Source organism: Aquihabitans sp. McL0605, assembly GCF_049993875.1.
Taxonomy (GTDB): domain Bacteria; phylum Actinomycetota; class Acidimicrobiia; order Acidimicrobiales; family Iamiaceae; genus Aquihabitans.
This window is the reverse complement of record NZ_CP188252.1, coordinates 4,154,730-4,175,952: the sequence shown is the minus strand read 5'-3', so window position 1 is coordinate 4,175,952 and position 21,223 is coordinate 4,154,730. Positions and strand designations below refer to the sequence as shown.

At 66.6% G+C, this 21,223-nt stretch carries 14 protein-coding genes and 1 tRNA gene; 10 read left to right on the top strand and 5 right to left on the bottom strand.

The features are described 5' to 3' along the window. Positions 1 to 14: 14 nt before the first annotated feature. The 9 genes from ACPPVX_RS19300 to ACPPVX_RS19260 all read left to right on the top strand — a co-directional run bounded on the left by ACPPVX_RS19300 (position 15) and on the right by ACPPVX_RS19260 (position 14,042). A complete protein-coding gene (locus tag ACPPVX_RS19300; RefSeq protein WP_426572209.1) occupies positions 15 to 680 on the top strand; it encodes a TetR/AcrR family transcriptional regulator in 666 nt (221 codons plus the stop codon). Between the two features lie 25 nt (positions 681 to 705). Next, on the top strand, positions 706 to 1,470 hold the full coding sequence (locus ACPPVX_RS19295; protein WP_426572208.1) for an acetoacetate decarboxylase family protein: 765 nt from the start codon (positions 706 to 708) through the stop codon (positions 1,468 to 1,470). A gap of 29 nt (positions 1,471 to 1,499) precedes the next feature. Further along, a complete protein-coding gene (locus tag ACPPVX_RS19290; RefSeq protein ID WP_426572207.1) occupies positions 1,500 to 2,747 on the top strand; it encodes an amidohydrolase family protein in 1,248 nt (415 codons plus the stop codon). Between the two features lie 38 nt (positions 2,748 to 2,785). Next, positions 2,786 to 4,045: a cytochrome P450 gene (locus tag ACPPVX_RS19285; RefSeq protein ID WP_426572206.1), complete on the top strand. Its 1,260-nt coding sequence runs from the start codon at positions 2,786 to 2,788 to the stop codon at positions 4,043 to 4,045. Positions 4,046 to 4,790: 745 nt separating this feature from the next. Further along, positions 4,791 to 6,335, top strand: coding sequence for a type I restriction-modification system subunit M (locus ACPPVX_RS19280; RefSeq protein WP_426572205.1), 1,545 nt, complete (start codon positions 4,791 to 4,793; stop codon positions 6,333 to 6,335). After that, the gene (locus tag ACPPVX_RS19275) at positions 6,332 to 7,492 is read left to right on the top strand and encodes a restriction endonuclease subunit S (protein WP_426572204.1); all 1,161 of its coding nucleotides are present in this window, start codon (positions 6,332 to 6,334) and stop codon (positions 7,490 to 7,492) included. Before ACPPVX_RS19280 ends, ACPPVX_RS19275 begins: the two co-directional genes overlap by 4 nt. After that, positions 7,489 to 10,905: a DEAD/DEAH box helicase family protein gene (locus ACPPVX_RS19270; protein ID WP_426572203.1), complete on the top strand. Its 3,417-nt coding sequence runs from the start codon at positions 7,489 to 7,491 to the stop codon at positions 10,903 to 10,905. Before ACPPVX_RS19275 ends, ACPPVX_RS19270 begins: the two co-directional genes overlap by 4 nt. Before the next feature lie 202 nt (positions 10,906 to 11,107). Then, positions 11,108 to 12,457, top strand: a complete 1,350-nt coding sequence (locus ACPPVX_RS19265; RefSeq protein ID WP_426572202.1) for a serine/threonine-protein kinase — start codon at positions 11,108 to 11,110, stop codon at positions 12,455 to 12,457. Between the two features lie 262 nt (positions 12,458 to 12,719). Continuing rightward, positions 12,720 to 14,042 carry a TRM11 family SAM-dependent methyltransferase gene (locus tag ACPPVX_RS19260; RefSeq protein WP_426572201.1) on the top strand — a complete coding sequence of 441 codons (1,323 nt, stop codon included), beginning with the start codon at positions 12,720 to 12,722 and terminating at the stop codon, positions 14,040 to 14,042. On the opposite strand, the gene ACPPVX_RS19255 is transcribed toward ACPPVX_RS19260, so the two are convergent. The 5 genes from ACPPVX_RS19255 to nadD form a co-directional block, all read right to left on the bottom strand. Beyond that, complete coding sequence (locus tag ACPPVX_RS19255) at positions 14,039 to 16,534, bottom strand: ATP-binding protein (protein ID WP_426572200.1); 2,496 nt, start codon at positions 16,532 to 16,534, stop codon at positions 14,039 to 14,041. The genes ACPPVX_RS19260 and ACPPVX_RS19255 overlap by 4 nt on opposite strands. A 724-nt stretch (positions 16,535 to 17,258) precedes the next feature. Continuing rightward, a tRNA-Ala gene (locus tag ACPPVX_RS19250) sits at positions 17,259 to 17,331 on the bottom strand. 67 nt (positions 17,332 to 17,398) lie between these two features. Further along, positions 17,399 to 17,770, bottom strand: a complete 372-nt coding sequence (gene rsfS, locus ACPPVX_RS19245) for a ribosome silencing factor (RefSeq protein WP_426572199.1) — start codon at positions 17,768 to 17,770, stop codon at positions 17,399 to 17,401. Continuing rightward, positions 17,770 to 19,566 carry a LytR C-terminal domain-containing protein gene (locus ACPPVX_RS19240; RefSeq protein WP_426572198.1) on the bottom strand — a complete coding sequence of 599 codons (1,797 nt, stop codon included), beginning with the start codon at positions 19,564 to 19,566 and terminating at the stop codon, positions 17,770 to 17,772. Before ACPPVX_RS19240 ends, rsfS begins: the two co-directional genes overlap by 1 nt. 4 nt (positions 19,567 to 19,570) lie before the next feature. Further along, positions 19,571 to 20,164, bottom strand: a complete 594-nt coding sequence (gene nadD, locus ACPPVX_RS19235; protein ID WP_426572197.1) for a nicotinate-nucleotide adenylyltransferase — start codon at positions 20,162 to 20,164, stop codon at positions 19,571 to 19,573. A gap of 179 nt (positions 20,165 to 20,343) precedes the next feature. On the opposite strand from nadD, the gene ACPPVX_RS19230 reads away from it, so the two are divergent. After that, a complete protein-coding gene (locus ACPPVX_RS19230; RefSeq protein WP_426572196.1) occupies positions 20,344 to 21,174 on the top strand; it encodes a sigma-70 family RNA polymerase sigma factor in 831 nt (276 codons plus the stop codon). The last annotated feature ends 49 nt before the right edge of the window (positions 21,175 to 21,223 follow it).

Sequence of the window (21,223 nt, the reverse complement as noted above, 5' to 3'; positions counted from 1 at the left end):
GACGCGCAACCCCCATGGCCCGGACGGCGACACCAGCAGACGAGGACGCCACCGCCGGCCCCGGCCGGCGCACGGGCCTCGACCGCGACGACGTGGTCACCGCGGCGCTCGACCTGGTCGAGCGGGAGGGGGCACCGGCGCTCAGCATGCGCCGCCTCGCCACCGAGCTCGACGTCGCCACCCCCACCATCTACTGGCACGTCGGCAGCCGCGACGAGCTGGTCGCGGCGGTGATCCGCCTCCAGTCGAACCGCCTCGCCGAGCACACCATCTCGGGCGCCACGCCTCGCGAGCGCGTGTTCAGCGCCGCCCGCCACATCTGGACCAGCTCCATCGAGCACCGGGCCATCACCTCCCTCGCCCACCAGGCCGGCATGTCCTCGCTGCTGGCCCACCACCTCGAGGCGGCCGTGGTGACGGAGCTCGAGGCCTCCGGGCTCGTCGGCCAGGAGGCTGCCGATGCCACCCGGGCGATCCTCATCACCGTCGGCGGCTCGCTCCTCCTCGTGCTCCGAGACCTCTCCACCCACCCGCCCGAGTCCCGGCCCGACTCGCTCTGGGCCGACAGCGACGCATCGATCACCGACGAGACGCGCGCCGCCCTGCGCGCCGAGCCCGATCTCGATGCGGTGTCCGCCGTCGCCCTGCGCGCCGTGATCGACCACTACGTACCGGCATGACCACCGACCCCACCCAGGAGCAGCGATGACCGAGGCACCGATGTCCGAGCCGGGCGAGATCGCCGGCTGGCCCAAGCTCGTGGTCACCTACGGGACCGACCCGGCCAACATCGCGCCCCTGCTGCCGCCCGGGATCGAACCGCTCGAGCCCACGGTCACAATCGCGTTCTACTGCGTGCCGGTCCTCGGCGAGCCCGAGTACGGCGTGAGCGTGAAGGTGGCCGCCGGCTGGCAGGGCGTGGCCGGCCAGTACAGCCTCGGCCTGGGCATCGACCAGGAGTCCGCCGTGCACATCAGCGCCGAGACCAACGGCCAGCCCAAGTTCCTGTGCGACATCACCTTCTTCCGGCTCGGCGACGCCGTCACGGCCCGGGCCACCCACCAGGGGTACACCTTCGTCGAGTTCACGGGGACGTCAGCGGGAGCCATCGAGCCGCGGACCGGCGAGTTCACCGAGCACGAGTGGTGGACCAAGTACTCCCGGGCCATCGGGGGCGCGCCGAACCAGTACGACTTCGCACCCCATGTCGTCGACGTGTGCACCGCGTTCGAGCCGCGCCACCTCGAGGCGGTCGACGGCTCGCTCCTGCTGCGAGACAGCCCGTGGGACCCCATCGCCCGGCTGCTCCCCGTCACCACCGCCACCACGGCGCACCTGGTGACCAACACCCCGAAGGCCCGGTCGCTCACCAACGCCGGCCCGCTCGATCCCGATGCCTTCTGGCCCCACGTCGACGTGATCAGCGGCAGCCGCTGGCCCGGCGAGCGCGGCGGCCCCCGCCCGTCCTGAACCACCCACGACAGAACCGAGGTCCCCACATGGGAGCCACCACCGACAACTACGTCGTCATCTCGGCCGACTGCCACGGCGGCGCCAGCATCGCCGGCTACAAGCCGTTCCTCGCCTCGAAGCACCACGCCGACTTCGACGCGTGGGCGGCCGACTTCGAGAACCCCTACGACGACAACACCAACGCCGACGCCGACCGCAACTGGAGCTCCGAGCGCCGGCTCCGGGAGCTGGAGGCCGACGGCGTGGTGGCCGAGGTCCTCTTCCCCAACACCATCCCGCCGTTCTTCCCGAAGGTGTCGCTCGTCAACCAGCCGCCCGGCGCCACCGAGGGCGACCTGGCGCAGCGCTGGGCGGGCCTCCAGGCCCACAACCGCTGGATGGCCGACTTCTGCGCCCAGGCCCCCGGCCGTCGAGCCGGCATCGCCCAGATCATGCTGCACGACGTCGATGCGTCCGTGAAGGAGATCGAGTGGGCCAAGGCCAACGGCCTCACCGGCGGCATCCTCCTACCGGGTGCCCCTCCCGGCTCGGGCGTCCCGCCGCTGTACGCCCCGGACTACGAGCCGATCTGGGCAGCCTGCGAAGACCTCGGCCTCCCGGTCAGCCACCACAGCGGCAGCGCCGTCCCCGACATGGGCCCCTACCCAGCGGCCCAGATGATGTTCCTCCTCGAGGTGACCTGGTGGGCGCACCGCACCCTCTGGCACCTCATCTACTCCGGCGTCATGGAGCGCCACCCCGCGCTGCAGTTCGTGTTCACCGAGCAGGGCACGGCCTGGATCCCGGAAGAGCTGACCCGGCTCGACTACTACCGCGGCCGGCTCTCGGGCACCGGCGGGGCCAGCGGCTCGCAGGAGGCCAAGTTCGGCGCCGGCGTCGTCGACCAGCTGTCCCTGTCGCCGTCGGAGTACTTCCAGCGCCAGTGCCACCTGGGGTCGAGCTTCATCCGCAAGGCCGAGGTGGCCATGCGCGAAGCCGTGGGCGTCGACCGGATCATGTGGGGCAGCGACTTCCCGCACCTCGAGGGCTGCTGGCCGTTCTCCCGCCAGCACCTGCGCTTGGCGTTCGCCGACGTCCCCTCCGACGAGGTCCGCCTGATGGTCGGCCGCAACGCCGCCGACGTGTACGGCTTCGACTGGGACCTCCTGGAGGACCTGGCGGACCAGCACGGCCCCACCGTCGCCGAGGTGGCCCAGCCCCTCCCCGCCGACGACATCCCCGACGAGTCCCTCCGCTGCCCGGCGTTCGCGGCGGCGAGGTTCCTCGGCAAGTAGCCCCCGCCCCTCCCCCGATCCAGGAGCACCACAGACCGATGCCGACCCCGGAGCTCACCGAACCGGTCACCTTCAACCCGCTGGCCGACGGCTTCGTCGAGTGGCCGTACCACCAGTACGCCCGCCTGCGCGCCGAGGACCCGGTGCACCGGTCCGAGCTGCTCCACGGCTGGTGCGTCACCCGCCACGCCGACGTCAACGCCATCCTGCGCGACCCCACCGTGTCGTCGGAGATCGACAACGCCGAGCCCACGCCCCTGACCATCGACGAGATCGCCCGCCGCGACCAGCTCTCGCAGGGCGGCCGGACGGTCGTGCTCCTCGACGATCCCGACCACGCCCAGCTCCGCAGGCTGATCTCGAAGCCGTTCCGACCCCGAGAGGTCGATGGCCTGCAGGCGCTCGTGGAGGACCGGGTGCGCACCAAGGTCGACCAGCTCGTCTCCGACAAGGGCACCGGCCCCGTGGAGCTGGACCTCATCGCCGACTTCGCCTACCCCCTGCCCGTCGAGATCTTCTGCGAGATGCTCGGGATCCCCGAGGAGGACCATCCGGGCTTCCGGTTCTGGGTCAACTGCATCGCCCGCTCCCTCGACCCGGTGATCGACCCGGTCGAGCGCCAGGAGCTGGTGGACCACATCGCCGACATGCAGGCGTTCCTCGAGGAGCTGATCGCCGAGAAGCGCTCACGCGACGATGACGACATCCTCTCCGGGCTCATCCACGCCGAGGAGGACGGCGAGCGCCTCACGCCCGAGGACCTGCTGGCCCAGATCGTCACCCTCTACGTGGCCGGCCACGAGCCCACCGCCGGCCTCGTCGGCAACGGCATGCTCGCCCTGCTGCGCCAGCCCGACCAGTGGGCGCTGCTGCAGTCCGACCGGTCCCTGCTCCGCAACGCCGTGAGCGAGCTGCTGCGCTACGACGGCCCGAACCAGTTCGTGCGCCGGGTGGCCATGCGCGACATGGACTTCGACACCCCCGCCGGCCGGGTCACCATCCCCGCCCGGTCGGTGGTCTACGCCTCCCCCGGCTCCGCCAACCGTGACGAGGCCCGCTGGGGGGCAACCGTCGATCAGGTCGACATCACCCGCGAGGACGCCGGCCAGCACCTCCAGTTCGGCGCCGGCATCCACGCCTGCCTCGGCTCCCACCTGGCCCGCCTCCAGGCCGAGACCATGTTCACCGCCCTCCTCGACCGCTTCGACGGCATCGAGCTCGCCGGCGACCCGACCTGGAGCACCCGCATGGTGATCCGCGGCCTCAACCAGCTCCCGGTCCGCGCCACCCTCCGCTGAGAAGCGCCTCCGACGGGGCGCCGCAGACCCGGTCCGCGGCTGCCCCCGAAAACGACGAAAGCCTGGTCTGCTGACCAGGCTTTCTTCGTGGAGCTAAGGGGAATCGAACCCCTGACCTCTTCCATGCCATGCACATCCAGGGGCGCTTCACAGACCCGAATATCCCCCCAGATGTGCGTTTCAACGTCACCAGGATTTTCGCTAGCGCAAGTCCTGGTGGTGCCGGAGGGCGACCGGGTCGCGTCTCCGACAGGATCGGTGCGGAATCTGACGGAGGCCGCATCGGCACCGGGTCGATGAGACGATCGAGCGCTCCCGCGGCGGCCAAAGCTGGTCCTCGCTGTGGGGATCTCGCGTGGATGGGGATCGGAGGGTCCCCTCGATCGCCAGAGAGCTGCATTGTCACGAGCCTGTGACCTGGGTTGTGGCCAGACTCGGGCCTCCTTCAGATCAGCGTGACCTCTTCCATGCCGAGGAAGATCGTGCCAGTTGGGCCCGCCCGACACGCGGGACGGTCACAGACCGTGCAGGGCGAGGCAGGCGCTCCCACGGGCAACGCTCGGCGGGTGGACAAGGAGCACGGCCTGCGATGCTCAGGTGCCACCATGGAGTCGCACGCCGAGACCGATCAATCTCCGTGCGGCGGAGAGGGCGCCGAGGCGCAAGGAGGGGACGACTACATGCTGACCGATGAACGAGCCCGGAAGCCTGACGGCATCGCCGCGACCACGACCGGGGCAGGTCGATGATTACTGGCGAGCTCAAGTCCAGGATCGACGCCGTCTGGAACGATTTCTGGTCCGGGGGCATCTCCAACCCGCTCGAGGTGATGGACCAGCTCACCTACCTGCTGTTCATCAAGGGCCTTGACGAGGCCCAGACCCGCGCCGAGCGCAAGGCCAACCGCACGGGCCAACCCGTCGAGAACCCGATCTTTCCCGCCGGGGACTACACGCCCGACGGCCTCACCGAGAGCCGCCCCTACGACGACCTTCGCTGGGACCGGTTCAAGAACCTCTCCGCCGCCGACATGTACGAGGTCGTCGACAAGTACGTCTTCCCGTTCATCCAAGCCCGCGCCGCCAACAGCACCCACGGCCAGCACATGCGCGACGCCCGCCTCACCATCTCCAAGCCCGCCCTGCTCCAGAAGGCCGTCGACGGACTCGACGCCATCCCCATGGAAGACCGCGACACCAAGGGCGACGTCTACGAGTACATGCTCTCTAAGATCGCCACCGCAGGGCAGAACGGCCAGTTCCGCACCCCCCGCCACATCATCCAGCTCATGGTCGAGATGACCGCCCCGACCCCCGGCGACGTCATCGTCGACCCCGCCTCGGGAACCTGCGGCTTCCTCGTCGCCGCCGCCGAGTACGTCAGCGACCACCACCCGGGCGTACTCACCGACCCGGTCACGTCCAAGCACTTCAACGAAGGCATGTTCAACGGGTACGACTTCGACAACACCATGCTGCGCATCGGGTCGATGAACATGCAGCTCCACGGCGTCCAGAACCCCGACATCCGGTACAAGGACTCCCTCGCCCAGGAACACGCCGGCGACATCGAGGCCTACAGCCTCGTCCTCGCCAACCCGCCCTTCGCTGGTTCGCTGGACTACGAGTCCACCGCCAAGGACCTCCAGCAGGTCGTCAAGACCAAGAAGACCGAGCTGCTCTTCCTCGCCCTGTTCCTGCGGCTCCTCAAGCCCGGAGGCCGCGCCGCTGTCATCGTTCCCGACGGTGTCCTCTTCGGCTCCAGCAAGGCCCACAAGGAACTCCGACGCATGCTCGTCGAAGACCAGAAGCTAGACGGCATCGTCTCGCTCCCGTCCGGCGTCTTCAAGCCCTACGCCGGCGTCTCCACCGCCATCCTCCTGTTCACCAAGACCAATAGCGGCGGCACCGAACACGTGTGGTTTTACGACCTCCAGTCCGATGGCCGAAGCCTCGATGACCGCCGTAATCCCCTGCTCCCTGAGGAGAAGCTCGGTATCACCGCCGCTCTCACGAGTGACGACCACTCCAAGAACAACCTTCCGGATGCCGTCGCCCGCTGGCGTGACCGCACCGGCGGCGAGCTCACCCGGACCCGCACGGATCAGTCTTTCACCGTCCCCAGAGCCGACATCGCCTTCAACGACTACGACCTGTCCATCAACCGCTACAAAACGATCGTTCACGATGAGGTGGAACTCGCTAGTCCGACAGACATCCTCGGCAAGCTGGACGCACTCGAGGATGAGATTCACTTGGGACTAGCCGAGCTCAGAACGATGCTGTCTTGACCGTTCCAACCGTCGCGCTCGGCGATGTCGCATCGTTCCTCAACGGCGGGACGCCGAGCCGCGCAAGATCGGATTACTTCGAGGGTGAGATCCCCTGGATCACCGGTGCAGACATCTCAGACGAGATTCTCGTTGGCGATGGAGCAAGGTCACACATAACTGCGGAGGCCATCAGGCATAGTGCAGCGAACCTGGTACCTGCCGGGACCGTTCTGCTCGTCACCCGCACGGGGGTCGGGAAGGCCGCCATCGCAGGGGTAGCTCTGTCTTACAGCCAAGACATCACTGCGGTGTTACCTGACGCAGCCCATCTGGACCCCCGCTATCTAGTCCGGTGTCTCCAGGATCAAGCACCACGCTTCAAGGCATTGGCCCAAGGCGCAACCATCCAGGGAATCACTCGAGCGGTCGTCGAGGAAACTGAGATCCCCTTGCTGCCTATTCAACAGCAACAACGGATCGCCTCGCTACTCGATCGTGCCGATGATCTCAGGTCGAAAAGGCGCTCGGCTAACGAGCTGCTACGACAGCTAGAGGACGCCAGTTGTGCGCGCTTCGTTGCCGAGCAACGGGACGCGCCGGTGTTAGCGCTAGCGGAGGTGGCCGAACGCGTGACCGTGGGTCACGTCGGTCAATCGTCGGCACACCTGGACCCGCTCGGCGTCCCTTTCTTGCGCACCGGAAACGTCGGCGACGGCCGGATCCTTCGCGACAACCTCCTCCGGATCTCGCCCTCGTTCCACTCGACGCTGCGGAAATCGACCTTGGGGACGGGCGACCTAGTGATCTCGAGGCATGTCTCCCGTGCCGTCCGCGCTGCTGTGGTTCCACCGGAGTTGGACGGCGCAAACTGCGCGAACATCATCGTGGTTCGACCTGGCGAGTTCTTGAGCGCCGAGTACCTCCTGGCTCTGCTTCGGCTCCCCCGCACGCAACGCTTCCTGTTAGGCCGGCAGGTCGGCTCTGCGCAATCGGTTGTGAACACAAGCACCCTCAAGGGGTGGCAGATCCCCGTGCCGCAGCGCGAAGCCTTAGAGGAGTTCGACCTTCGCGTCGCTCACGTTCGCTCACTCGGCGAAGCACAGGCGTCATCGCTGGGGGAACTCGAAGCCCTGTTCGCCTCGCTGCAGCAGCGGGCTTTCCGGGGCGAGTTGTGATCGGGTCGCAGTTCTCGTTCCTGGCGGGCGAGTTCGGTGACCAGTTCATCCTGGCTGAGTGGGCCGAGCGACATGCGCTTTCAGATCCGGGGCCGGCAGTGATCCACGCACGGAGGGCGTTGGAGTCCGGGGTCAAGTGGATGTTCGACCACGACCGGGCGCTACCTCGGCCATGGGAGAACCAGCTCAACGCGTACCTGAACGAGCCGGCGTTCAAGGCGTTGGCGAACGGTCTGGTGTTCCAGACAGCGAAGAAGATCCAGCGCGCCGGCAACGCTGCGGTCCACGAGTCGAAGGAGCCGACTCAGCTAGAGGCCGTCGAGGTGATCTCGGCCCTGTTCCAGTTCTGCTTCTTCCTCGCTTTCACCTACGGCCGCTCCAGCAAGCCCGACCCGACGGTGAAGTTCGACCCGCGTGCGCTCCCTCGTCCGGGTGCCACCGAGCAGGCGTCGCTCAAGGAGCGCCAGGACCTCGAGCAGCGATTGGCCGAGGAGGCACGCAACAACGAGATTGCCCGGCAGCAGGTTGCCGAGCTGTCCAACACCGTCGACCAGCTCGAAGCTGAGCACGCCGCCCTCCTCGAAGAGGTGGCGGCCGCAAAGAAGGCGGCTGCAACATCGGCGGTGCCGATCGAGGCACACGATTGGTCGGAGCTCGAGACACGCCGGTACAAGATCGACGCGCTGCTCGCTGAGGCCGGCTGGAAGCTGACCGACGCCCGTGACCGCGAGTTCGAGGTCCACGGCATGCCCTCGAACTCAGGCGTCGGGTACGTCGACTACGTGATGTGGGGAGACGACGGGCTCCCGTTGGCGATCGTCGAGGCCAAGAAGACCCTCGTCTCGCCGCTCACCGGGCAGCAGCAAGCGAAGCTCTACGCCGACTGTCTGGAGCAGGCAACTGGGCAGCGCCCAGTCATCTTCTACTCCAACGGCTACGAGCACTGGCTGTGGGACGACACCGGCTTCCCGCCCCGGTCGGTGCATGGCTTCTTGACGAAGGATGAACTGGCTCTGCTCATCCAGCGGCGCACCTCGACGGTGCCCCTGGCGTCACTCGACGTCAACGACGACATCGTCGAGCGCTACTACCAGCGCCGTGCGATCACGGCGATCGGTGAGCGCTTCGAGATCGACAAGCAACGCAAGTCGCTGCTCGTGATGGCCACCGGAGCCGGCAAGACCCGGACAGTGATCGCCTTGGTGGATCTGCTGATGCGAGCGGGTCTGGTGAAGCGGGTCCTCTTCCTGGCCGACCGGACGGCACTGGTGAACCAGGCCGTCAACGCGTTCAAGCTGCACCTCCCGGACTCGGCACCGGTGAACCTCGTGTCGGAGGGCGGCGAGACCGGCCGGGTCTACGTGTCGACCTACCAGACGATGGTCGGCAAGATCGACGAGTACCGCGCCGACGGCACCCGCCGTTTCGGCGTAGGCCACTTCGACCTGGTGGTGATCGACGAGGCGCACCGGTCGGTGTACCGCAAGTACCGGGGCATCTTCGACTACTTCGACTCGCTGCTGGTCGGCCTGACCGCCACCCCGAAGGACGAGGTCGACAAGAACACATACGACCTGTTCGACCTCGAGACCGGGGTCCCGACCGACGCCTACGCACTCGACGATGCCATCGACGACGAGTTCTTGGTCCCTCCCCGGGGTGTGTCGATCGAGACCAAGTTCCTCCGCGGCGGCATCCGCTATGACGACCTCACCGAGGACGAGAAGGACGTCTGGGACGAGCTCGAGTGGGGCGAGGACGAGGACGGCAACCCGCTGGACCCGCCGGCCGAGGTCGACGCTGCGGCGCTGAACAAGTTCCTGTTCAACGAGGACACCGTCGATAAGGTCCTCGAACGGCTCATGACCAACGGGATCAAGGTCGCGGGCGGCGACCGCCTGGGCAAGACGATCATTTTCGCCAAGAACCAGCGCCACGCCGACTTCATCTACGAGCGGTTCGTCGCCAACTACCCCCACCTCGAAAACGGCAACTTCGCCAGGGTCATCACCCACAGCGTGAAGTACGGCCAGAGCCTGATCGACGACTTCTCGATCAAGGATAAAGCCCCCCACATCGCCATCTCGGTCGACATGCTCGACACCGGCATCGACGTCCCCGAGGTCGTCAACCTCGTCTTCTTCAAGCTCGTTCGCTCCAAGACGAAGTTCTGGCAGATGATCGGCCGCGGCACACGGCTCTGCCTCGACCTGTTTGGACCCGGGGACCACAAGACACACTTCAACGTCTTCGACTTCTGCGGGAACCTCGAGTACTTCAGCCAGCCCCTCGTCCCTGCCGAGGCGACCGGGGGCACGCCGCTCAGCGAGCTCATCTTCCAGACCCGGCTCGAGCTCATCCAGACCTTCGACACGATCCAGGCTCACGACGACGAACGCGCCGAGGTCGCCCACGTGCTCCGAACTGCGATTGCGTCGATGAACCCCAACAACTTCCTCGTCCGACCCCACCTCGAGCTCGTCGAGAAGTTCCGCAACGAGAAGCCCTGGGACACCATGTCCGTCGGTGACCTCGCCGCCCTCGCGTCCCGCGTAGCGAAGCTGCCCGCCGAACTCGACCCGGAACACGAGGACGCCAAGCGGTTCGACGTTCTCCTGCTCAACGCCCAGCTCGGCGTGCTTCGGGGCGAGCCCTACGAACGGCAGCGCCGCAAGGTCATGGCCATCGCCGGGGCGCTCGAGGACCAGCAGACCATCCCCGTCATCGCCGCCCAGCTCGAGCTCATCCAAGACATCCAGCACGACGAGTGGTGGATCGATGTCAGCTACCCGATGCTCGAAGAGGTCCGTAAGAAGCTCCGGCTCCTCGTTCCGCTGATCGAGCGTTTGAAGAAGAGCGTCATCTACTCCGACTTCCAGGACATGATCGGCGCCACCAGCGAGATCGACCTGCCGGGCACCGGTGGTGCCGCAGGGACCAGCCCTGAGTTCGCCCAGTTCCGCAAGAAGGCCGAGCACTTCCTCAAGGAACACCTCGCCGAGGAAGCCGTCGCCAAGGTCCGCTCGGGGGACCAGCTCACCGATGCCGACCTCGGCGAGCTCCAGCGCATCCTCGTCGCGGCCGGCATCGGTGATGACGAGACTTTCGCGGCAGCAAGCGCCAAGGCCGGCAGCTTCGGCCGGTTCGTCCGCTCTCTCGTCGGCCTCGACCGGAACGCCGCGAAGGTCGCCTTCGCCCACTTCCTCGACAACAAGCAATACAGCAAGAACCAGATCGAGTTCGTGAACCTAATCATCAACGAGCTCACCGAACGCGGGCTCGTCGAAGCGGCCCGCGTCTACGAGACCCCCTACGACGGCATCGCCCCCGAAGGCCCCGAAGCGATCTTCGTCGAGGCCGACCTCGACAAGCTCTTCGCGACCCTCGCCTCCATCAGCTCGTCAGCCGGCTGAAGCCGATGGTCCTATCCCGAGTCGGCTAGTCGACCAATCGTCGGGCCCCTCATTCAGCGGCCAGAGGTGACCAAGCACAACGATGCTCGCCCGTGGCTGGGCGAGAATCTCGCGGCATCGACCTCGGTTCCTTCGGGTGGCTGCCAGGATGGCTGGCCGGGAGCACGCTGCGCGGCGTGACGAGGAGGAGGAGGGACCCGCCATGGAAGACCCATGGACTGAAGTTCTGTCCCAGGCGCGTTCGGCGCGGTCCGACTACGCGCTCGACTCCCGACCGCTCGATGACAGTGGGGGGCAGGCCGTCGTGTTCAAGGGCACACACAAGCCGACGCACACGCCGATCGCCATGAAGCGCCCACATGATCCCAACCCCGACGCCGTTGCCAGGATGAAGCGGGAGATCAAGGTCGGTCGAGCGCTCGACAGCAATCGCAACGTAATGCCGGTCCTCGATGCCTCTGTCGACAACGACTGGTTCGTCATGCCCCTCGCAAAGGACAATGCAGCAGCCTCACGCGAATTGCTGGCCAGCGACAGGGACCAACTGCGACGATTTGTCACCGCCGTAGGTTCGGGCTTGGAGGCCGCTCATTCCAGCGGATGGGTTCATCGGGACGTGAAACCTGAGAACATCTTGCGGCTGGCCATACCCGGAAACCGGCTGCGGTGGGTCGTTGCTGATTGGGGCCTCGGTCGCGGGCCACGGGGCGGCACCACGGTCCCCGGCAGAACACGCATCGGAGCAGCTCTCGGCACGGAGGGTTTTGCGGCGCCGGAGTTGGCGATCGATGCGCACCAAGCGGGACCAGAGGCGGACATCTACAGCCTCGGCCAGGTCATCGGCTGGGTCCTTACTGGAACCCTCCCCCAGCCCAACATCTCGCTGCTACCGCCTTCCGGGCCCTGGAGGTCGGTCGTCCGTCGAGCGACCGCACAACACCCCGCGCACCGTCCCCAGACGGTAAAGGATCTAATGGAACTCATCGGGCACCACCTTGATGACCCTGAACCCGATCTGCTCTCGGCGGCGGAAGGGCTAGCGGCATCTGCGAAGGGCGGAAACAACCAGGCAGCGTTGGATCTGCTGCAACTGGGCCATGACAACGCTGAGGACTACGACCTACACATCGACGTCATATCCGAACTTTCGGCGGCATCCCTGCGCTCAGTAGCGGATACGCGCCCTGATCTGCTTGGATCTGCGGCACAAGCGCTGGGCAACCACCTCGGCGGCGACTGGGGATCGAGGGACTTCAAGCACGCCGACCAGGTGATCCTGTTCCTCTACCGCCTCGCCCTGGCGTCGACCCATATCCACGATCTGGACCTTCTGGAGGATGCAGCCGAGGCACTCTTCAAATGGGATGACGAATGGAACCAGTTTCGACCTCAGAACTCCATACAGTCCTGGCTCCGGGGTCTTCGGGGCGAAGAAGCCCGTGTTGTAGCCAGCGTCCTTCGCTCATACCCGCAATCTCGCGAGCACTTTCGGGAGGTCGGAGACGACCGCCGTGCTGACGAACGCCTTCGCGCAACGATTCGAGCGGGCTAACGCCTGGCGCTACGCCAGCATCTAGCGATGGGCGACGTCCCGGCAACCCTCATCCCGGAAGTGGGTCCAGGTAGTCGCAGGCAGGCGCGCTGCGTGTCCGACCCGGCTTGCTGGCGCAAGGTGGCTCCGCGGTTCCGAGGTCAGACCCTCGCTCAACCCCGGGCGCCGCCCGGCCGCAGCCTCTCCTCCGAGCCGAGCGCACCTCTGGCTTCGCGGTTCGACTACCACGCTCGGGTCGCCGACCTGAAAGACTCGCCGGCTCATGCCTGAGTGCCCCGACCCCCTCGACATCCTCGCCCACACGCCGGCGCCCAAACTGACCCACTACCTGTTTCGCTACCCAGCCAAGTTCCATCCCCCTGTGGCTCGAGCACTCATCGAGCGATACTCGGAGCCCGGAGGCACCATCTACGATCCGTTTATCGGTAGTGGCACCCTGCTGGTCGAAGCGGCCAGCGCCGGCCGAAACGGGATCGGGTCCGACATCGATCCTCTTGCAGTAGCGATTGCCCAAGTGAAGACTCACGTGTTCAGGCCGGCCCAGCTGCGTCAGAGTGCCGCGGCACTCACCGCTGCCTTGGCTGGCCTGGAGCGTCGCACAGGCGGCTACGAGCGGCTTCAGTGGCAAGACATTGCCGAGACAACCTACGAGCGGCGCGCCTCCAGCTTGCGGGCCTGGATTCCTGCGATCCCCAACCTCCACCACTGGTTCAGGAGATACGTCATCCTTGAGCTTGCTCAGATGAAGCGTGCTCTCGCCGAAATCGACGTCCCGGAGTCCCACCGCGCATTTCTTTCGATCGTATTCGCCTCGATTATTCGGAATGCCTCCAACGCGGACCCAGTGCCAGTATCGGGTCTCGAGGTGACTTCACACATGCGGGCCCGCGACGCCGCCGGCAGGGTCGTGAACCCGCACGCCCTGTTGCGAGATGCCCTCGCTCGATCCCTGAAGGCTGCGACGGACTTCGCCGAAGCTGCGAAGGCCGGCACCTCACAGGAGGTGTACCTGCACGACGCAACACGTCCAGCTACTCACGTCCATTCGCCTGTGGACACCGTGATCACCTCGCCCCCGTACTACGGCGCCGTGGACTACTACCGGCGACATCAGCTGGAGATGTTCTGGCTGGGCCTCACCAAGACCCAAGCTGATCGCCTGTCCCTATTACCTCAGTACATCGGTCGCCCCAAGATTCCGATGCGCGATCCGCTGCTCAAGCAGGACACCCCAGCGGGACCGGAAGTAGCCCGATGGCTGGAACACCTAACGAAAATCAACACCAAAAGTGGGCTGTCATTCCGCCACTACATGATCGCAATGTCACGTGTATTCATCGCCCTCGCTCCAGTGCTCACAGCTGGATCCCCTGCGGTGTTCGTTGTCGGAGACAGCACCTGGCACGGAACCCGACTTCCGACCCAGCAGCTCTTCGCAGAGCTCGCCGGTAGGGCCTTCCATCTAGACGAAGTCCTGAGCTACCCCACGAAGAACCGGTACATGTCCTACACCCGCCACAACGGCGCCGATATCGGGGCGGAATACGTTCTGGCTTTTCGCAGGTCCACAGTTCCAACTCCCTAGGGCACGTCCTCATCTGCGGCAAACCGACTGGCCCGTCGCGTCGGTGCACCCCGCCCCGTGATCGAGCCGGCGCGCCGGTCCAACTCGTCATAGCTGCCGCGGAGAATCAGGCGGCCATCTCGCATCCGAAGGATGCCCTGGCTTGCCGTAACCACATCGGCCACGGCACGGCGGATGTCAGCAAACTTGGTCGAGCTGAAGTCGGGGCGACCCGTAATTTCGGTGGCGATCGCCTCGACCGTTCGTGCCTTATCCGGCATACGACCGTCCAGCGACCGGAGGGCATCGATCACGGCGGCGTTTAGGGCGTGGTGGTCATCGCCACCGACGGTGAGCAGTGCATCGACCGCCGCAGCGACCTGGTCAGGGGTAAAGCTTGCCGTCACAATGGCGAGGATCTCGGACGCAGAAATGTGGCGGGCTTGCGACAGCTCGACGACTCGCGCCAGCTGTTCAACCGTCCAACATGAGATGCCGAGGTTCTCAGCTCGCTTCGCAGCTTGGGCGTAGTCACCCAGTCCCTTTCCGGGGTAGGTGGGGGCGACGAGCAGGCAGCCCACAGCACCAGGCTCGTCCTTCATGTGCTGTGCGAGCCCAGCGAAGTCAATCGCACCGAGTCCGGGCTCGTCTTGGGAGGACTTGGCCTCGAGGATGATCTTCTTCTCCCCAGCTGGGTAGTCGGGGTACTTCGCCACACCATCAGGATTGCCCGCCCCACCAACGTGCCTCGCCACGAAGCCAACAGCCCGGGCAGCGATCACGAGGTTGATCTCAAGGTCGTACTTGTCATCAGCGCTGTCTCGCAGCTGAGCTGCGATCGCTGTGACGCTCGTCAGATGGTCGTCGGCCAAGCTGCGAAACAAGCTGTCCCGTCGAGCAAGGAGCTCAGAGATCAGCACCGGCGAGAGCCCCGTCTGACGGAGATAAACCTCAAGCAACACTTCCGACGTCAGCAGGTCTCGGAGAAGAGGTTGTGAGTTTGGCTCGTCGTGAGCCTGCACCAGCGGGTGCTCGACATTGATCCAAAAAGTTGAGTCAGCTGGATCGAAGGCGACCACCGGTCCGGTCGATCCGGCCTCGCGTTCCGAGTACGTGTATCTCGTCCGATTCCCCGAGTACAGCTTTTCGATCAGCTGTGCCCTCTCCGCCGCTTCCGGCAGGAGGAGATATAGCCACTCGTCATCTCCAGCGACGTCATCGTCGTACTCATCGTCGTAGGGATCGTCCGACAGGGCGTCCGCTAGCGGGTCCTCGACGAGATCCTTGTCGACCCGCTCACGCTTCGACTCGTTCTTGCGCTTCTCGTCCTCCTCTCGCTTCTTCTTCTCGGCCTCCCACCGCGATCGAGCCTCCAGGAACAGCTCCGACAGCAGACCCTGGAGTTCCACGATGTCATCAGACGCCTCGAAACCCTCGCGGGAGGCTGTGACTGCGCCATCGAGGTCATCTGCTTCGATGTCCGCACGAAAGCGATTGAACACGGAGTAGGACAGAGGATCGAGACCGAACAGCGGATCCCCCTCTTCCACCAGGCGATCTCGAACGCGAACGAAGAAGCCGTGGCTACGGACTAGGTCGCTGCTCTTGCCGCCATAAAGCGACTGCTCAGTAATGATGACTTCACCGCTGATGCCGCTGGGAAACGTGTCGCTCACGATCCTGTCGCCCTCTACGCGGGTCTGCGTTCCGAACGTCGCTTCGTGCGAATCCAGTCGAGCCTTGGGAAGCTCATGAACGCCAAAACGAGCGACAGCTTTGAAGGTCGCCTTATGGCTCACGACTTCCGAGTTGTTCAAAAACAATTTGAAGTCCGGCTTCAGCGGCATCGCGGTCGACAGGACCCACTTGAGTCCCCTCGTCTGGATTCTCCCTAGCTTTGGCTTCAATTCCTCGAGGACAGCGAGCGTCCAGCGTTGGGCATCGATCAGATCCTTCGGTTCGAGTTCAAGGCTCGCAAGAGCAGCCTTGAACTCGTCACCACGCAGACTCGCGTCCGAAACGGTCCGGATGGTGAGGCCGAGTGGCTTGCCGCCCTCAGCATCATGGGCGAAATCTCGAAAATCCATGGTGACCGCGTGTATTCCGGTAGCGGTCTTGGAGATGTAAGTGACGACATGCGCTATTGAATAGGTCGCCAACTTGCCGATGCCGAACTTGCCGATCTGCTTTCGACCGATAAGTTTGGCGATCTCCTCGCTTCGCTTGTTGCTTCGCCCGATCTGCCAGAGATCTTTCAATCCGTCCGGCGTCATACCGACGCCGTCGTCGTACACGAGTAGGTACGGTCGATCTGCTGGCGGTAGCGGAATGCTCAAGCGGCACTGCCGAGCATCCGCGTCATAGGAGTTGACCACCAGCTCCTCGATTGCCTTCAACGGCGATTGGTACATCTGCTCTGACAGCAGGTGGACAAGTTCGTTCGACAGAGTGACGGTGATGTCCCCGGCCGGAGCCCCATCCTCGACGATCGCCGCGAGGGCGGCATCGCTCACGCCGTCGCCTCATCTTCTCTCGTAGCCGTCAGCCTGGCCTCGCCGGGCAAGTCACGAGACCTTGCGATGTCCGCCGGGGTGAGGTGTTCAAGCATCCGCGTAGCATCGCAGACGAATCGGACATCCGCTGCATGCGGGTGACAGACACACCCCGTCTCGGCTCCCACAGAGCGACCCCCGCCGCTGCGAACGCATCTGGCCCCTTCGCCGCCTTCACCGGGATCCGCTGCTGCAGCGTCGGCCGCGAGGATCTCGCCCGCGGTAACCACTCTGGTTAGCTCGTCAGACCAGAACGTAGGCCTGGCCTGCCGACCAGCCTTCCCGGTAGAGCTTGCGGGAATGCCACACCTGGGCCTCTTCCATGCGATGAGCGGAGGCACGTTGACCACTCCCCATCGGCACAGGCAGGTCACGCACATGTTGACTCCCAGGGAGCCACTCGTGACAACCGGCTTTGGAATCGCGGCCAGGGTGCGGGCCACACAACGATGCCCGCTCCGGATGAAGTGAGCTGTGACGGCCTCCGTCAGAGCTCGAGTCCCCTCCCTCCCGCCTCGGGCTGGCCCCGGCGTCGGGCAGGCGCGCGGCAGGTCACGAAGCCTGATTGACCGCCGTCGCGCATTGGTCCGAGGTCGCGCGGGGATTTCGCGGGGATGGCGGGTGGGATGGCTGCGCGCAGAGCGAAAACGAACGAAGGCCCGGTCTGTGACCAGGCCTTCTTCCGTGGAGCTAAGGGGAATCGAACCCCTGACCTCTTCCATGCCATGGAAGCGCTCTACCAACTGAGCTATAGCCCCGAGGGAGCAGTGACCTTAGCAAGCGGACCCGTCTGCTCCGAATCCGGTTCCCCGCGTGAGGCAGGGCCTAGGCCGGAGCGGATTCCCGCCAGTCGACCCGGTCGACGTCGGCCCACAGCCGCTCCAGGTCGTAGTAGGTGCGGGTCTCGTCGAGGAACACGTGGACCACGAAGTCTCCGTAGTCGAGCAGCACCCAGCGGAGGTCGTCGAGGCCCTCGACGCGCACCGGCCGCGGCCCGCCGGCCGCGGCGATCTGCGCCTCGACCTCCTCGGCGATGGTCCGGACCAGCCGGGTGTTGCCGCCCGACGCGATGACGAAGTGGCTGCAGAGCGCCAGCACGGGACCGACCTCGAGCACGACCACATCCTCGGCGGACTTGGCATCGGCGGCCCGGGCGGCCGCGATGGGCCAGTGGGCGTCGTCGTCGATGTCGGTCATCAATCGCCTCCGGGGACGGTCACGTCGGGGGTGGTGGAACCGGGGGTGCCCGATCCCCCATCGCTGCCGAGGACATCCTTCCCCAGCACGATGGTGAGGTCGACGGTATCGGGTGCTTCCCGGTCGAGCCGAACCTTCCCCTTGGCGCCCAGCACCTTCGACACGAGCTTGGCGACGTTCTTCTTCGCCGGATCGCCGTAGACCACGGTGGTCTCGCCCGTGCCGAACGACGGTCCGTTGCCGAGGATCGTGACGGCGCCCCCGCTGCTGACCACCGAGCGCACCACGTCGGACGGGATCGCATCGGGGGACACGCCGTTGAGCAGCCGCACGGTGAAGCGCGAGCCCGGGTACGCCGGCGTGGGCGACGCCACCGAGTTGGTGACGAGCTCGTTGACGGCGCCCTTGTCGATCGTGAAGGTGCCGGGAGCAGCGGAGTTGGCCTGCACCGGGAGGGTGTCGTAGGAGACCGGGCCCTTCGCCAGCTCTCGGGCGAACCGGCCGATGCCCGTGGTGGACTCCCCGGGCACCGAGTCGCCGCCGGCGGCCTTCACCTGGGCCAGCCACGCCGACCACACCACCTCGTGGCGGTTGAGCCGGTTGAGATCGCTCTCGCCGGGAATGGTGGTGGCGAGGTACTGCCCGGCCTGGTCGGCGGACACCTCGGTCTGGCCGGTGGGGATGACGGTCCCGTTGCCCAGGTCGACGACATCGGGGTTGTCGATCTTGAGCGGTGCCACCGGCGCCACCAGCTGCGACCATCCGGCGTCGCCCAGGTCGATGATCTCGTCGACGCCCACGTTGAGGAGCATGCCCACGTTGGCCGCCAGGCGGGCCCGGGCGTTGGCGGGGTGGGCGGCCCCCACCCGGTACGAGTCCCGGAGGGTGCCGATGCCGTAGGCCGGGTGGGTGACGGCGGTGTCGAGGGGGATGAAGATCACCGAGCCACCGCCGTTGGCACCCGAGAGCGCCATGAAGGTGACGGCGTTCGGCATGTGGTTCTGGTCGAACTGGATGGCCACGGCCGTGGGCGTGGAGTCGACCTGGGCCTCGAAGCCGGGGTCGGTCGGCGACAGCGACTGGCCGTTGTACTCGCCGGCCTTGCTGTCGGCGATGAGCTTGGTGCCCAGGTAGCCGAGGACGGGGATCGACGCGATCAGCCCGACGAGGACCACCGCGAAGGTGACCCGGCGCCACATCGGCGGCTTCGGGCGACCGCCGTGGCGAGCGGCCGGAGCGCCGGCGTCCCCGCCGTCGGAGGCGAGCGGAGCCGGGGCAGCCGGAGCCGGGGCCGCCTGGGGCTTCGGTGCGATGCCGCGGGGCGTGGTGGCCCCCGTGGCGGCCAGGGCGAGCACGGGATCGCGCTCGGTGTCTGCCGGCGTGGCGTCGGGGGCCTGGGCGGGTGCGGGCGTGGGCGCCGTGAAGGCGACCGGCGGCGCGTCGACCGCGCTCGGTACGTCGACCGCGCTCGGTACGTCGACCGCGCTCGGTGCGTCGATGGTGACCGCAGCTCCGTTCGCCGCCTTGCGGGCCGACCTCGGGAGCTTGGAGGGCTTCGTCGCGACGGCAGCCGTCGCCGTGGCGGCCGGCACGGTGGCTGCTTCCACCTGGCCGGACTCGGGATCGATCCTCAGCGGGATGCCCTCGTCGGGCTCCAGATCGGGGATGCGCGCCAGCGAGTCGCGGAGGCTCTCCCGGGCCCGGACGGGCGTGCCGTCGATGCCGAGCGCGCGGCGTCGAGCGGCGACCCCGGGGCGAGGGCGCCGCGACGAACTGGGCGGCTGCTCCGGAGTCATCGGGTCAACGATAGAGGCCGCGCCGGTCTATCCAGGCCGCGACCCCCTCTGGGGTCAGGTGGCGGATCGACCGGCCGTCGCCGACGCGTGCCCGCAGCTCGGTGCTGGAGAGCTCCAGCTCGGGGATGTCGACCCGCACCCAGGTGAACCGCTCGTCGACCGGCGTCGGCTCCCCCGGGCGATCCACGACCACGAGCGTGGCCCCGGCCGCGACCTCCTCGTAGCGCTCCCAGGTGGTGAAGCCGGAAGCGGCGTCGTCGCCCAGGATCACGAACAGGTGGGCGTCGGGCTCGATCCGGCGCAGATCATCGAGGGTGTCGGCGGTGTACGACGGCCCCCCTCGTTGCAGCTCCAGGTCACTGGCCTCCAGGTACGGCGTCTCCGCCACGGCGGCTCGCACCATCGCCAGCCGGTCCTCGGCGGCGCTGATCTCGCGGCTGCCCGCCTTCTGCCACGGCACGTTCGCGACCGTGAGGAGGACGAGGTCTAGATCGAGCGCGTGCTGGGCATCGATCGCGGCGACCAAGTGGCCGATGTGAGGAGGATCGAAGGTTCCCCCGAAGATGCCGATCCGCCGGCCGCCTCGGCTCCGAACCATCAGCGGACCATCCCGCGCCGGCCATCGGCCATGCCGGTGACGGGTGTCACCACCAGGCCGGGAAGAAGAACGGGGGTGCGCACGGTTCGAAATTACCTGGAAGAAACTTGCCGCATGCACTTCGCTGAAGTGGGCGCGGCGGGAATGGTCACCGCACCAGAGCTGTTGGAGAAGTCGTCATGAGCGATTCCGTTGGTCAGTACCTGAATGAGATCGGCGCCGTTGCGCTGCTGAACGCCCAGGAGGAGCGAGAGCTCTCCCAGGTGATCGAGCGCGGCGTGGCCGCACGCGAGCGCATCGCCAACGGCAGCACCGCCGCCGAGGACCGTCGGCTCGACCGCGCGGCAGCCCGCGCCAAGGACCGGTTCATCCGCGCCAACCTCCGCCTCGTCGTCTCCATCGCCCGCCGCTACCCCCTGCCCCCCGGCATGGAGCTGCTCGACCTCGTCCAAGAGGGCAACCTCGGCCTCGAGCACGCCGTCGACAAGTTCGACTGGCGCAAGGGGTTCAAGTTCTCCACCTACGCCACCTTCTGGATCCGCCAGGCCATCGGCCGGGCCCTCGACCAGAAGGCCAGCCTGGTGCGCCTCCCGGGCGACCGCTCCGCCAGCCTGCGCGCCGCCCTGCGCCAGGTCTCGGGCGACGGCGACGAGCTCGATGACGAGCACGCCCGCCTCCACCGCCTCGCCACCCCCACCTCGCTCGACCGCTCGGTCGGAGACGACGACGGGTCCGAGCTGGTCGACCTGCTCGCCGATGCGGCACCGGGCCCCGAAGAGCTCGCGCTCGCCAACGAGGAAGACCGCATGGTGACCGGGCTGCTCGACGTGCTCGACGGTCGGGCCCGCTTCGCCGTGGAGCAGCGCTTCGGCCTCCACGACGGGCGCAAGCGCTCGTACCGCGAGGTCGGCGAAGAGCTGGGTGTGACCGCAGAAGCGGCCCGTCGCATGGTCAAGCGGGCGGTCAACACCGTGCGCAACGAAGCCACGGCCCGCACCGACGCCGCTTGACGCTCGAGGCTCGAACGCAAACCACTTTGCGTTCGAGCGCCGCGTCGAC